Raw genomic sequence first — 13,852 nt, forward strand, 5'->3', positions numbered from 1 at the left:
AAGTAGATCACGCGTCCGGCCCGGCCTCCGACCCGAGCATGGCCCGGCGTTCGATCAGCGCGGCCATGCCGTCCAGCAGCGGCCCCAGGCCGAACTCGAACAGCTCGTCCAGATAGAGGTCGTAGCCGGTCTCGGCGAAGCTCTCCACGACCTTGGCGAAGGTCGGGTAGCGGCCGGTGGCGGCCAGCGCCACCAGGGTTCCGGCCTGGGCGTCCAGCCACTCGTTCTCCGTCATCCCGGTCAGACTCTCGGCCTGTGCCTGGCGCTCCAGATGGACGGCGATGCCCTGGACATAGCCGTAGAGCAGCACATTGAGGTTGAACATGGTGGTCATATCGAGGCCATGACCGTCGAGCGCGGCCAGGTTCCACTCGGAGTAGGACAGCAGCGAGGGCAGCGCCAGCGGCCGGGTGAGCGGGCCGATATGGGCGAGCCAGGGGTGGGCCCGGTGAACGGCCCAGAGCGTCCGGGCGCCGGTCTCCAGCCGGGCCCGCCAGTCGGCCGGGGCCTCGGCGGGCAGCGTGGTGCCGGCCAGGACCGTGTCGGCCATCAGCAGGATCAGATCGTCCTTGCCATTGACATGGCGATAGGTCGACATCACGGCGACACCCAGCCGGGCGGCCACTCCCCGCATGGACAGCGCGGCCAGCCCCTCCCGGTCGGCGATCTCAATGGCGGCCCGCACGATCCGCTCACGGGTCAGCTCCCGTTCGGAGGCCACGGCGGCCCGGGGACGGGCCGGGGCGGCCGTGGCCGGCGGCGTGGCGGCCGCCACCACGGTGCCCACCCGTGGCTCGGCCCGCACCAGACCCTCCTGGCGCAGGGTGGTCAGCACCTTGGCGGCGGTGGCCAGGGCCACATGCCACTCCCGGGCGATCTGCCGGGTGGAGGGCACCCGGTCGCCGGGCGCCAGCTCGCCCTCGGCGATGCGTTTGCGGATCGCGGCGGCGATCCGCAGGTACGGCGGAACCGATGCTGCGGCCATTTTTTTCGTCCCCCTGCTGTCCTGTACTAGCACAGAGACTACCAGCGCACTCGCCTGCACAGCCAGCGAACTGTTCTATGTCAGGCTGCTGGACAGGCACTTGGCGAGGTCGCGCGTACGTCGTACATTCAGTCGCGTACACCGTACTGAGGGGGAGGACCCATGTACTCGGTTCTGGTCTCCGGCGCCAGCGTCGCCGGACTCACGCTCGCCTACTGGCTGCGCCGCCACGGCCATGAGGTCACCGTCGTCGAACGGGCGCCCGACATCCGCCCGGGCGGTCAGGCCATCGATGTGCGCGGGGTGGCGCTGTCGGTGCTCGACCGGATGGAAATCCGGGAGCGGGCCGCGCTCGCCCGCACCCGGCTGCGCGGCATGGCCATGCTGGACGGCCAGGGCAATGAACTGTGGCGCTCGACCGAGATGACCCTCAGCGGCGGCCGGCTGGACAACGAGGACATCGAGCTGCTGCGTGAGGATCTCACCGCGCTGCTGTACGAGCGGGCGCGCGAGGCGGGCGCCGCATTTGTCTTCGGTGACTCACTGACCACCCTGGAGGACCGGCCGGACGGCGTCCTGGCCGGCTTCGAGAGCGGCGGCTCACAGCGCTTCGGTCTGGTGCTGGGCGCGGACGGCCTGCATTCGAGGACGCGGGCGCTGGCCTTCGGCCCGGAGCGGGAATTTGTGCACCACATGGGTTCCTATGTGGCGGTGTTCAGCGCCGAGAACTTCCTGGGGCTTGACAACTGGGAGATCTGGCTCAACAAGGGGCAGCGGGAGGCCACTTACTGCGTCTACCCGGTACGCGACAACAGCCAGTTGCGGATCACCCTGGGCTTCCGTTCGGCGCCGGTCGCCATGGACCACCGGGACACCGAGCAGCAGCAGAGCCTGCTGACCGAGCGGCTGTCCCAAGTGGGCTGGGAGACCCCGAGGTTGCTGAGCGCCATGCGCCGCTCCCCGGACTTCTACTTCGACTCCATGGCCCAGGTCCGGATGGACCGCTGGTCAACCGGCCGGGTGGCACTGGTCGGTGACGCGGGGTACTGCCCCTCGCCGCTCTCCGGCCAGGGCACCAGCCTGGCGATGGTGGGCGCGTACATCCTGGCCGACGAGCTGAGCGCGGACGGCGCCGGCCACCCTGCCGCGTTCGCCCGGTACGAGGCGCGGATGCGGCCCTATGTGGCGCTCAACCAGGCACTGGCGCTCCACAACCTGGACAACGCTCCGTCCGAGGACGCGCTGGAGGAGGCCAAGTCCGCGATCGCACTGGACCGTTGACGGGCAAAAAGGCCCGCGCGGATCCCGCGCGGGCCCTTTACAGCTGCCGGATGGCGCTCAGCCCTCCAGGGTGACCGTCTCCGATGCCTCACGGGCCAGCCGCGAGGACTTCATCCCGTACAGGAAGTAGATGACCAGGCCGACGGCCATCCAGCCCGCGAAGGTCAGCCAGGTGATGCCGGGCAGATTGACCATGTTGTAGACGCAGAGCGCAAAGCCGATCAGCGGGAACACCGGACCCAGCGCCACCTTGAAGCTCCGCTTCATCTCCGGGCGGGTGCGGCGCAGCACAATGACCGAGATATTGACCAGCGCGAAGGCGAACAGGGTGCCGATGCTGGTGGCGTCGGCCAGCTGGTCCAGCGGGATGGCGGCGGCCAGCAGACCGCAGAACAGCGAGACGATCACGGTGTTGGCGCGCGGCACCCCGGTCTTGGGGTGCACCTTGGCGAAGACCTTGGGCGCCAGGCCGTCCCGGGCCATGGCGAACAGGATGCGGGTCTGGCCGTAGAGCACGGTGAGCACCACGCTGGCGATGGCGATCACGGCGCCGGCCGCCAGCATCACCGCCCAGAAGCTCTGCCCGGTGACATCCTTCATGATCCCGGCGAGCGCGGCCTCGGCCCCGTCGAACTGCTTCCACGGCATGGCGCCCACCGCGACGGCGGCGACCAGGCAGTAGAGCGTGGTGACGATCAGCAGCGAGAGCATGATCGCCTTCGGCAGGTCGCGCTGGGCGTCCTTGGCCTCCTCGCCGGCCGTGGAGGCGGCGTCAAAGCCGATGTAGGAGAAGAACAGCGAGGCTCCGGCGTGGCTGACACCCGCGATGCCCAGCGGCATAAAGGGCTTGTAGTTGCCGGACTTGATGCCCTGGAAGGCCACCGCGCAGAACAGCAGCAGCGCGGCGATCTTCACACACACCATGATGGTGTTGGCCCGGGCGCTCTCTTTGGCGCCGCCCAGCAGGAAGGCCATGCAGAGCAGCACCACCAGCAGCGCCGGCAGGTTGAAGTACCCACCGTGGCCAGGGGGGTTGGCCAGCCAGCCGGGGATGGTGACCCCGATGGTGCCGTCCAGCAGCTCATTGAGGTACTGGCCCCAGCCCACGGCCACCGCCGCGACCGAGACGCCGTACTCCAGGATCAGGCACCAGCCGCAGATCCAGGCCACCAGCTCACCGAGGGTGGCATAGGCGTAGGAGTAGGAGGAGCCGGAGACCGGGATGGAGCCGGCCAGTTCGGCGTAGGACAGCGCGGAGAACAGCGCGGTCACACCGGCGATCACAAAGGAAATGATCACCGCGGGACCGGCCTTGGGCACCGCGTCGCCCAGCACCACGAAGATGCCGGTGCCCAGGGTGGCCCCGATGCTGATCATCGTCAGCTGCCACATGCCCAGCGAACGGCGCAGCGTACCGCCCTCGCCATGGCCGCCCTCGGCGACCAGTCGCTCGACCGGCTTGCGCCGCATCATGCGGCCGCCGAATCCGCTGGACGGGCGGGGGGACCGCTGGTCCTCGCCGGTGGCGGGGGCCGCTGTGCCTTGGTCCAACACTGGGGTCGCTCCGTTTCCTCGCTGCCGGTGGAACACCGGTACCCAAGCGGCCGCCCACGGGGCATCGGCAGGACGAGCAACCCGGAGGAAAAGAGGGGGACCGCGAGAAGCGGTACCCGCCACTCCACGTACTGCGCAGGACCTTATGGGGAGGGGACCTGCGCTCGTAATGCACCATTCTTGCGCATGCCCGCATGATCGTTGCGTCTGCACGTCAAGAACGACTGTTCATTGCATGTCACCTTACGCATGGATATGCAGCATCGTCAATAGGCATGTGGCGCATAAGGCACAAAGGGGCGTGGCCTTTGGCGGCCACGCCCCTTTGTGCAGGTGAAACGGTGTTGGCGGTTACTGCCAGCTGGCGTGCAGCGGCTTGCCCTCCGCATAACCGGCGGCGCTCTGCACACCCACCACGGCGCGCTCGGCGAACTCCGCCAGGTTGCCCGCACCCGCGTAGGTGCAGGAGGAACGGACACCCGCGATGATCGAGTCGATCAGGTCCTCGACGCCCGGGCGGGCCGGGTCCAGGAACATCCGCGAGGTGGAGATGCCCTCCTCGAACAGCCCCTTGCGCGCCCGGTCGTAGGCCGACTCCTCGCTGGTGCGGTTGCGCACCGCGCGGGCCGAGGCCATGCCGAAGCTCTCCTTGTACAGCCGCCCGTCGGCGGTCTGCTGGAGGTCGCCCGGGGACTCATAGGTGCCGGCGAACCAGGAACCGATCATCACATTGGAGGCACCGGCGGCCAGCGCCATGGCCACATCGCGCGGGTGACGGACGCCGCCGTCGGCCCACACATGCTTGCCGTACTTCTTGGCCTCGGCGGCGCACTCCAGCACCGCGGAGAACTGCGGGCGGCCCACGCCGGTCATCATCCGGGTGGTGCACATGGCGCCGGGGCCCACACCGACCTTGATGATGTCCGCGCCGGCCTCGATCAGGTCGCGCACGCCCTCGGCGGCCACGATGTTGCCGGCCACGATCGGCACCTGCGGGTCCAGACCGCGGACGGCCTTGACCGCGGCGATCATGCCCTCCTGGTGGCCGTGCGCGGTGTCCACCACGATGGTGTCCGCCCCGGCCTCCAGCAGCGCCTTGGCCTTGCCCGCCACATCGCCGTTGATGCCCACGGCGGCGGCGACCCGCAGCTTGCCCTGGGCGTCGGTGGCCGGGGTGTAGAGGGTGGCACGCAGCGCACCCTTGCGGGTGAGGATGCCGGCCAGCTTGCCGTCCTTGTCCACGGCGGGCGCCAGCTTGCGGTGCGCGCCGTCCAGCTGGTTGAAGGCCTCCCGCGGGTCCATGTCCGCGTCCAGCAGCAGCAGCTCCTTGGACATGACCTCGGAGAGCTGGGTGAAGCGGTCCACGCCGGTCAGGTCGTGCTCGGTGACCACGCCGACCGGGCGGTGGTTCTCGTCCACCACCACGCCGGCGCCGTGCGCCCGCTTGGGCAGCAGGGCCAGCGCGTCGGCCACGGTCTGGGTCGGGGCGAGCACGATCGGGGTGTCCAGCACCAGGTGGCGGCCCTTGACCCAGGAGATGACCTCGGCCACGACCTCGATCGGGATGTCCTGGGGAATGACCACCAGACCGCCCCGGCGGGCGACCGTCTCGGCCATGCGGCGGCCGGCGATCGCGGTCATGTTGGCGACGACCAGCGGGATGGTGGTGCCGGTGCCGTCGGGCGCGGAAAGGTCCACACCCTGCCGGGAGCCGACCGCGGAGCGGCTGGGCACCATGAACACATCGTCGTACGTCAGGTCGTACGGCGGCTTCTGGTCATTGAGGAAACGCATACTGGCTCTCTCACCTGCGATGTTGAATGCGGATGCGGGTGGGGAGTCAGCTCGAACCAGCACCGGATCGGGCTGAGGTTCCTGGACCCATCATCCATGATGATCCCGGTTTCTGGCGAACCCATGTCGCATTCTGTGGCTTCGGCCAGCTCCGGCCGAGGGGGGCTGTCGCTTCGGCCAAGCGGGCGCGCCGGGTTCGGCCGCGCGTTCGGTGTGTTCCAGGTGCGGGCCGTCGGCGGCCAGTCGCGCCCACCCGGCGGAGCCGCACCATGCGGCCGCCCCGCGCCGATAGCGTGGCGCCATGACGAGGACCGAGCGGGAGATCACCTGTCGTCCGGCACGCCCCGGGGATCAGGACGCCATCAGCGCCATCGACGCATCGTTCGCCACGGACACCGTCTTCGAGGTCACCACCGCCGAGGACGGCTTCACCCTCCGGTCGATACCGGTGGACCCCCCTCTCCGCAAGATCTTCCCGGAGGACGATGCCCAGGCGGACCCGGAACCGGCCGGTATGCAGCGGTTCGTCGCCGTGCATGGTGACCTGGTGTGCGGGTTTGCGGACGTCCGCTACGAGTCCTGGAACCGGCGGCTGACCATCGCCGATATCGCGGTCTCCCCCGCCCACCGGGGGCGCGGGGCGGGCCGGGCACTGCTGGAACGGGCCCTGGAGCATGGGCGCCGGGCCGGCGCCGGGCACCTCTGGCTGGAGGTCACCCATGTCAACGCCCCGGCCATCCGGGCCTATCTGCGGATGGGCTTCCGCTTCTGCGGGCTGGACACCTCCCTGTACCAGGGCACCGCGTCCGCCGGCGAGGTCGCCCTGTTCATGAGCCGCCCCTGCTGAACGGCGGGGGCGGCGGGCGGTCTTCCGGGGCGGGTCAGTGGGTGTCGGGGTCGGCCCGGTCCAGGGCCGGGCGCGGGCCGGGGCCGGTCTGGTGCAGCAGATAGTCCGCGGCGGCGGTGTCCGTGACCAGGCTGGTGACCAGCCCGGACCGCAGCACCGCACCGATCGCCGCCGCCTTGCGCTGTCCACCGGCGATGGCCACCACCTCTGGTATGCGGCGCAGCCGGTCCGCCTCCACGGTGATGCAGCGCTCCCCCAGGTCCCGTCCGATGCGGCGGCCCTCGGTGTCGAAGAGGTGCGCGGACATCTCGGCGGCGGCCCCCAGCGAGGCGTAGTGGGCGCGCTCGTCGTCGCTGAGCATGTCGTAGACGGTGGAGATGCCGGGCTCCCAGGAGCCGATGGAGACGGCCGCCACGGTCACCTTGTCGAAGTAGTCGAAGGCCCGGGCGATGCCGGTCTGGCCGCGCAGTGCGGCGGCGGTGGCCGGGTCGGGGAGCAGCATCGGGGCGTAGATGGGGTGTGCCTCGCCGCCGGAGACGGCGGCGGCGCGGCGCACCGCCTCCACCGAGCCGCGCTCGGCGGTGCCCGCGTCATAGACGCCGGTGAGCTGGACCACCGTGCACGGCGGCAGCCGGTGCAGCGCCGCCGCCATATGGATGGTGGAGCGGCCCCAGGCCAGGCCCAGCACATCGCCCTCGTGCACCAGCTCACCGAGCAGGCCGGCCGCGACCTCGCCCAGGTTCTCCGGGTCGGGCGCGTCCTCGGCCGCGTCGGCCGGGGACTCCACGACCACCGCGTGCCGCAGGCCGTAGCGGGCGCGCAGCGCGTCGGAGCGCTCCGCGTCCAGTTCCGCCGGCACCCGGATCTCGATCCGCACCAGATCGCGCTCCAGTGCCGTCTCCAGCACCCGGGCCACCTTGAAGCGGCTGACGCCGAACTCCTCGGCGATCTGGATCTTCGACTTGCCCTCGAGGTAGAAGCGGCGGGCCATGGCGGCCGCCTGCACCAGCTCGGCGGGCCCCATCGGCACGGCTGAACGGCCCGTCGACACCACGGTCTCCTCACTGCTGTGTTCAGGTTGTGGACTCGACCGTCATCCTGTCAGAAACGGCGGTCCTTGATCAGGTCTTGACCTTAGCGCGAAGAGCCGGGCCGGGGCCTGGCCTGCTCAGTGCGTACAGGCCCAAGACGCGGTGGCGGTGGCCGCCGCGGCCCGCTCACGCAGCGAGCGTACGGCCGCCGCCGGGTCGTCCGCACCGTAAACGGCGGACCCGGCCACGAAGACATCGGCGCCCGCCTCGGCGCAGCGCTCGATGGTGGAGGCCGAGACGCCGCCGTCGACCTGGAGCCACAGCTGCAGCCCATGCCGGGAGATCAGCTCCCGGGTACGGCGGATCTTGGGGAGGGTGACGTCCAGGAACTCCTGGCCGCCGAAACCGGGCTCCACGGTCATGATCAGGATCATGTCCAGCTCGGGCAGCAGATCGGCGTAGGGCTCGATCGGCGTCGCGGGCCGCAGCGCCATGGACGCCCGGGCGCCCTTGGCCCGGATCTCCCGGGCCAGCCGCACCGGGGCGGCGGCCGCCTCCGCGTGGAAGGTGACCGAGCCGGCGCCGGCCTCCACATACTGCGGGGCCCAGCGGTCCGGGTCGGCGATCATCAGATGGCAGTCCAGCGGGGTGTCGGTGGCCCGGCTCAGCGACTCCACGACCGGCACGCCCAGCGTGAGGTTGGGGACGAAGTGGTTGTCCATCACGTCGACGTGGAGCCAGTCGGCCCCCTTCACCGCCTGCGCCTCGTCGGCCAGGCGGGCGAAGTCCGCGCTCAGGATGCTGGGGTTGATCTGGACACTCATGCCCCCAAGCCTGCCATGTCCCCGGGGCGGCGCCGACCGCCAGGGTCAGCCGGTACGGCGCAGCAGGGCCAGGTACATCGCATCGGTGCCATGCAGATGCGGCCAGAGCTGGACGTCGGGTCCGTCGCCCAGCGAGGGCACGTCCGGCATCAGGGGCCGGGCGTCGATCCACTCCGCCGTCACACCCGGGCGCCGCAGCACGTCCTCCACCACCGCCCGGGTCTCCGCCGGGTGCGGGGAGCAGGTGGCGTAGCCGACCACGCCGCCCACGCGCACCGCGCGCAGCGCCTGGTTCAGCAGGTCGCGCTGCAGGGGCGCGAATCCCGCCACATCCTCCGGGCGGCGGCGCCAGCGGGCCTCCGGGCGGCGGCGCAGCGCGCCCAGCCCGGTGCAGGGCACATCGACCAGGGCGCGGTCGAAGGCGCCCTCCGCCCACGGCGGGCGGGTGCCGTCGGCGGCGATGACCTGGTACGGGCCGGGGTTGCCGGCCAGGGCGCGGGCCACCAGGCGGGCGCGGTGCGGCTGCTTCTCGGAGGCCAGCAGGGCGGCGCCGCGGCCGGCCGCCAGCGCGGCCAGCAGGGCGGCCTTGCCGCCGGGGCCGGCGCAGCCGTCCAGCCAGCGGCGGTCCGGCCCGGCCAGCGGAGCGTTGGCCAGGGCCAGTGCGACCAGCTGGCTGCCCTCGTCCTGGACGCCGGCCCGGCCCTCGCGTACCGCCTCCAGCACTCCGGGCTCGCCGCCCTCGGCCAGCCGTACCGCGTACGGCGACCAGCGGCCGGGCAGGGTGTGCTCGTCCAGCAGCTCGTCCACGGTGGCCCGGCCGGGGCGGGCGACCAGGGTGACCTCGGGACGGTCGTTGTCCGCCGCCAGCAGCTCCTCGATCCCGGCCCGGTCCCCGCCCAGCGCGTCCCACAGGGCGGAAACGATCCAGCGCGGGTGGGAGTGGACCACCGCGAGGTGCTCCTCGGGGTCCTCCTCGTACGGCGGAGCGACCCTTTCCAGCCAGCCGTCCAGATCGTGGGCGCTGATCCGGCGCAGTACGGCATTGACGAACTTGGCCCGTCCGTCGCCGAGCACCACCCGGGCCAGCTCCACGCTGGCGGAGACCGCCGCATGACTGGGAATGCGGGTGCCCAGCAGCTGGTGCGCGCCCAGGCTGAGCACATCCAGCACCGGCGGGTCCACCTCGCGCAGCGGGCGGTCCACGCACTCGGCGATGATCGCGTCATAGGTGCCCTGCCGGCGCAGGGTGCCATAGACCAGCTCGGTGGCCAGTGCGGCGTCCCGGGAGTCGAAGCCCTCCTTCTCCCGGGCCTTGCGCAGCAGGGGCGGGAGCACCAGGTTGGCGTAGGCGTCCCGTTCGTCCACGGCCCGCAGTGCCTCGAAGGCGAGGATGCGCACCGGGTCCTTCTTGGGCCTGCGGTGCGGCCTCGGCGGGCGCTTGCTGGTAGGGGCGGGGCCGTTGCCGTGGTTCACAAGGTGCTCCGGAAAACGAAGTGGCGAAGGCTCAAGCCTACGCCCCGCCCAGCCTCTCGCCTGCGGCGATGCGCACCCCACGGGCCCAGTCGGCGGCCTTCATCGGCTTCTTGCCCTGCGGCTGGACCCACAGCAGCTCCACGGCGTGCGAGCCGGTGCCGACATGCACGCTGTTCTTGCCCGCGGCGATCTGCCCGGGGGTCAGGTCGGTGCGGTCGTGGTCCAGGGTCACCTGCATCACCTTCAACCGCTCGCCGCGGAACTGCGTCCAGGCACCGGGCGCCGGGGCGCAGCCGCGGACCACCCGGTCCACCCGCAGCGCGGGCGCCGACCAGTCCAGCCGGGCGTCCTCCACGGTGAGCTTGGGAGCCAGCGAGATGCCGTCGGCGGGCTGCGGCACCGGCTTGAGGCTGCCGTCCTCGATGCCGTCCATGGTCGCGGCCAGCAGCCCGGCGCCGGCGAAGGCCAGCCGGGTGAGCAGGTCACCGCTGGTGTCGGTGGGGCGCACCTGCTCGGTGATCACGCCATAGACCGGGCCGGAGTCCAGTCCCTCCTCGATCTGGAAGGTGGCCGCCCCGGTGACCTCGTCCCCGGCCAGCACGGCGTGCTGCACGGGGGCGGCGCCGCGCCAGGCGGGCAGCAGGGAGAAGTGCAGATTGACCCAGCCGTGCCGGGGAATCTCCAGGGCCGGCCTGGGCAGCAGCGCGCCATAGGCGACCACCGGGCAGCAGTCCGGGTCGATCTCGCGCAGCCGGGCGAGGAAATCCTCGTCGCGCGGGCGGGCGGGCTTGAGCACCTCGATGCCCGCTTCCTCGGCGCGCTCGGCCACCGGGCTGGCCACCATCCGGCGGCCGCGCCCGGCGGGTGCGTCGGGGCGGGTGACCACGGCGACGACCTCATGGCGCTCGGAGGCGATCAAGGCGTCGAGGGCGGGGACGGCGACCTCGGGGGTTCCGGCGAAGACGAGCCTCATGGGGGACGAACACAACCTCTCAAGCACCGGGCGGGACGGCGCACCAGTCTAGGCGGGGGCCCCAGTTGAAGGGGCGTGCGGGGCGGCATGCGCCTCATTCCGGCGGATGTGCGCCCCCATACCGTGACCCGCGGGGCCGTGGCGCGTTGGGTCAAGAGAGATTGACCGAACCGGGCCGCAACCGCGGCCCGCTTCCGTTGCGTGTCAACTCTCTCTTGCTTACGTCCCGTTCACCGCCGGTTCGAGAGGCTTGTTCATGCCCGACCACGCAACCCATGACGCCCAGGCGAGGGCCAGCCTGCATCTTCTGGTCCGGGACATCGAGCGGGTCCGCCGACAGGTGGACGCGCTTCGTACCCTGACCGCTCAGCTGGGCAATGTCTACCGTCCACGCCGTACCGGCCCGTCCGCGGGCTTTGTGGTCTACGGCCGGGCCCCCGCCCCGACCGTCCGGCTGGCGCAGGAACTGCGCGACAGCGTGGAGACCCTGGTGACGGCGGCGGTCGACTTCGACCGCTCGCTGGGCTTCTCCTGGGACGCGGTGGGTTCGGCGCTGGGCGTCACCAAGCAGGCGGTGCACCGGCGTTACGGCGCCCGCCGGGCCAACGGGCAGAACGCGGTGGAGAGTTCGACGGCCGAGCAGAGCACCTCGCTGACCCCGGCCGCCATGCCGGTGGTGCCGGCGGCCCGCTCGGTGCCGGGTCAGCCCTCGGGTTCGCACCGCGAGGAGCCGGCCCGCCCCTCGGCGTTCCCGGGCCCCCGCAACGGCTGACCACGGCCGGCCGCCGACGTCGACGGGCCGCCCGGCGGAAAGACCGGCCAACCCCGTTGACAGCCAAAGACGGTGCGGGTGGGTACCCCACCCGCCGCCAGGCGCATGGCCTCCCCGCGGCGGTCACCCGATATCCGGCGGATCCATCCGCAACCGCACACCAAGGCCCGCGCCCCGGGCGAGCCGCACCGCCTGGGCCGTCTTCAACGCCGCGGCCAACTCCCCGCCCAGGCCCGGCCGGACCCGTACCAGCGCCCGTTCCTCCCCCGGTGCGGCGCCCCGCGAGGTCACCGGCACCGGCCCCAACACCTCGGCCTCCGAAGGGAGTTCGGCCGCCGTCAGCAACTCCGCGACCGCGTCCGCCGGTCCGCTGACCGAAGCCATCCGCGACACCGGCGGAAAGCCCAGCTCCGCCCGCTCGGACAGCTCGCGCACCGCGTGCCCCGCCGGATCCCAGCGGACCAGTGCCTGCACCGGCCGCAGCGTCGGCTCGGCCACGATCACCACCTGGCCGCCCGCCTCCTGGCCGCGCACCAGCGCCGCCGCGCCCAGCCAGCGGCGCAGCGCCTCCTCCCCCGCCCGCAGATCGGGCAGCGACAGCAGCGCCCAGCCGTCCAGCAGCAGGGCCGCCGCATATCCGCCCTCGGCGACCGGCTCCGCCCCGGGCGTGGACACCACCAGGGCGGGGGTGCCCGGCACGGTGTCCAGCACCTGGTCCCGTCCGGAGGTGCGCACCGGCACCGCCGGAAAGGCCCGTCCCAGCTCCTCGGCGGTGCGCCGGGCACCGACCACCCGGGCCCGCAGCCGGGTCCCGCCGCACTCGGCGCAGTGCCAGTCGCCCTGCCGCTCCCCGCACCAGCCGCAGTGCAGCGCACCGTCCGCGTCATGGGCCTCCAGCGGGCCGGCACAGTGCGTACAGCGAGCGGGCTCCCGGCACCGGTCACAGGCCAGCCGGGGCACATACCCCCGGCGCGGCACCTGCACCAGCACCGGGCCGCGCTCCAGGCCCTCCCGGGCCACCCGCCAGGCCAGCGAGGGCAGCCGGGCCGCCCGCGCCGCCTCGTCCCGGGCCAGCTCGCCGTCGCCGACCGTACGGATCAGGGGGGCCGCCGCGCGTATCCGCTCCCGGCCGGCCGCCAGCGGCCGGGCCCAGCCGGTGCGCACCAGCTGGGCGGCCTCGACGGTGCAGGAGAAGCCGCCGAGCAGGAAGGCCGCCTTCTGGTGCGCGGCGCGCATCAGCAGCACCTCCCGGGTGTGCGGCTGGGGGGCGTGCGGCTCGCTGTGGCTGGAGTCGCCGTCGTCCCAGACCGCCGCCAGCCCCAGGTCGCGCACCGGTGCGAACATGGCCGCCCGGGTGCCGACCACCGCCCGTACCGCACCGCGGTTGACGGCCAGCCAGCGGCGGTAGCGCTCCTCGGGGCCGGTGTCGGCGGTCAGCAGCACATGCCGCCCCGGGCCCAGCAGCTCGCCCAGCGCGGCGTCGACCCGGGCAGCGCTGCGGCCGTCCGGCACCACGATCAGCGCCCCGCGCCGGGACGCCAGGGTGGCCGCGGCCGCCCCGGCCAGTTCCCTCGCCCACTGCTCCCCCGGCAGCGCGGTCCACACCGCCCGCGGGGAGCCGCCCCGGGACAGGGCGTCCAGGAAGCCGGGGCCGGTGGGATAGCGGGACCAGCTGCCCGGTGGCGGGGGCGGGGGCGGCGGCAGCAGGGACGGTGAGGGCTCGGCCTCGATCCGGGCGTGCCGGGGCGGCACCGCCAGCTGCAGGACGTCCGCCAGCGACCCGGCGTACCGGTCGGCCACCGCCCGGCACAGCCGCAGCAGCTGCGGGCCCAGCACCGGCTCCGGGGAGAGCACCTGGGCGATGACCGCCAGTGGCCCCTGGTAGTCGGACTCGGCCACCCGCTCCACGATGAAGCCGTCCAGCAGCCCGCCGCCCTCGCGGCGGCCCTGGTGCACATTGCGGGCACCGGCACCGAAGCGGACCCGTACCCGGGTGCCGGGCCGGGCCTCGGCGTCCAGTTCGGCGGGCACCGCGTAGTCCCACAGCCGGTCCAGGTGGACGGGCCCCTTGTCCACCAGCACCCGGGCCACCGGGAGCTCGGCCGCCAGGGGCGCGCCCCGCCAGGTCCGCGGCTTGGCCCGCGGCACCTCCGCCTTGCGCACCAGCTCCCGGATGAGCTCGAGCTGCTCCGCCCGCTGAGGCGAAGGCTCCTCCTCCGGCCGACCGTTCTCGCTGCTCACAGCCTCAGTCCTATCAGACGGCTCGGACAGTGGCCGCCGCGTCCGCTGCTCGGCCCCTCCGGCCAAGGGGAAACGGG

At 72.6% G+C, this 13,852-nt stretch carries 11 protein-coding genes; 3 read left to right on the forward strand and 8 right to left on the reverse strand.

The window, feature by feature from the left end:
- Positions 1-7: 7 nt before the first annotated feature.
- A complete protein-coding gene (locus ACIHFE_RS21785; RefSeq protein ID WP_400108852.1) occupies positions 8-985 on the reverse strand; it encodes a TetR/AcrR family transcriptional regulator C-terminal domain-containing protein in 978 nt (325 codons plus the stop codon).
- A gap of 162 nt (positions 986-1,147) precedes the next feature.
- Here ACIHFE_RS21785 and ACIHFE_RS21790 point away from each other — a divergent pair, with 162 nt between their 5' ends.
- Positions 1,148-2,266 carry an FAD-dependent monooxygenase gene (locus tag ACIHFE_RS21790; protein ID WP_400108853.1) on the forward strand — a complete coding sequence of 373 codons (1,119 nt, stop codon included), beginning with the start codon at positions 1,148-1,150 and terminating at the stop codon, positions 2,264-2,266.
- Between the two features lie 57 nt (positions 2,267-2,323).
- Here ACIHFE_RS21790 and ACIHFE_RS21795 read toward each other — a convergent pair whose 3' ends face one another.
- Positions 2,324-3,820: an amino acid permease gene (locus tag ACIHFE_RS21795; RefSeq protein WP_400108854.1), complete on the reverse strand. Its 1,497-nt coding sequence runs from the start codon at positions 3,818-3,820 to the stop codon at positions 2,324-2,326.
- A gap of 351 nt (positions 3,821-4,171) precedes the next feature.
- A complete protein-coding gene (locus ACIHFE_RS21800) occupies positions 4,172-5,614 on the reverse strand; it encodes a GuaB1 family IMP dehydrogenase-related protein (RefSeq protein WP_400108855.1) in 1,443 nt (480 codons plus the stop codon).
- Positions 5,615-5,915: 301 nt separating this feature from the next.
- On the opposite strand from ACIHFE_RS21800, the gene ACIHFE_RS21805 reads away from it, so the two are divergent.
- Positions 5,916-6,461 carry a GNAT family N-acetyltransferase gene (locus tag ACIHFE_RS21805; protein ID WP_400108856.1) on the forward strand — a complete coding sequence of 182 codons (546 nt, stop codon included), beginning with the start codon at positions 5,916-5,918 and terminating at the stop codon, positions 6,459-6,461.
- A 34-nt stretch (positions 6,462-6,495) separates the two neighbouring features.
- Here the strand turns inward: ACIHFE_RS21805 and ACIHFE_RS21810 are convergent, their stop codons facing one another.
- The 4 genes from ACIHFE_RS21810 to fmt form a co-directional block, all read right to left on the reverse strand.
- Positions 6,496-7,485, reverse strand: a complete 990-nt coding sequence (locus ACIHFE_RS21810) for a sugar-binding transcriptional regulator (protein ID WP_400109277.1) — start codon at positions 7,483-7,485, stop codon at positions 6,496-6,498.
- A 144-nt stretch (positions 7,486-7,629) separates the two neighbouring features.
- A complete protein-coding gene (gene rpe, locus ACIHFE_RS21815; protein WP_400108857.1) occupies positions 7,630-8,316 on the reverse strand; it encodes a ribulose-phosphate 3-epimerase in 687 nt (228 codons plus the stop codon).
- Between the two features lie 45 nt (positions 8,317-8,361).
- Positions 8,362-9,789 (reverse strand): RsmB/NOP family class I SAM-dependent RNA methyltransferase, encoded by a 1,428-nt coding sequence (locus ACIHFE_RS21820; RefSeq protein ID WP_400108858.1) that lies wholly within the window; start codon positions 9,787-9,789, stop codon positions 8,362-8,364.
- Between the two features lie 37 nt (positions 9,790-9,826).
- Positions 9,827-10,762 carry a methionyl-tRNA formyltransferase gene (gene fmt, locus ACIHFE_RS21825; protein ID WP_400108859.1) on the reverse strand — a complete coding sequence of 312 codons (936 nt, stop codon included), beginning with the start codon at positions 10,760-10,762 and terminating at the stop codon, positions 9,827-9,829.
- A gap of 256 nt (positions 10,763-11,018) precedes the next feature.
- On the opposite strand from fmt, the gene ACIHFE_RS21830 reads away from it, so the two are divergent.
- A complete protein-coding gene (locus ACIHFE_RS21830; protein ID WP_400108860.1) occupies positions 11,019-11,534 on the forward strand; it encodes a hypothetical protein in 516 nt (171 codons plus the stop codon).
- 123 nt (positions 11,535-11,657) lie between these two features.
- Here the strand turns inward: ACIHFE_RS21830 and ACIHFE_RS21835 are convergent, their stop codons facing one another.
- Positions 11,658-13,775: a primosomal protein N' gene (locus tag ACIHFE_RS21835; protein ID WP_400108861.1), complete on the reverse strand. Its 2,118-nt coding sequence runs from the start codon at positions 13,773-13,775 to the stop codon at positions 11,658-11,660.
- Positions 13,776-13,852: the final 77 nt, after the last annotated feature.

The sequence above is a fragment of the Streptomyces sp. NPDC052396 genome (assembly GCF_044593195.1).
GTDB lineage: Bacteria > Actinomycetota > Actinomycetes > Streptomycetales > Streptomycetaceae > Streptomyces.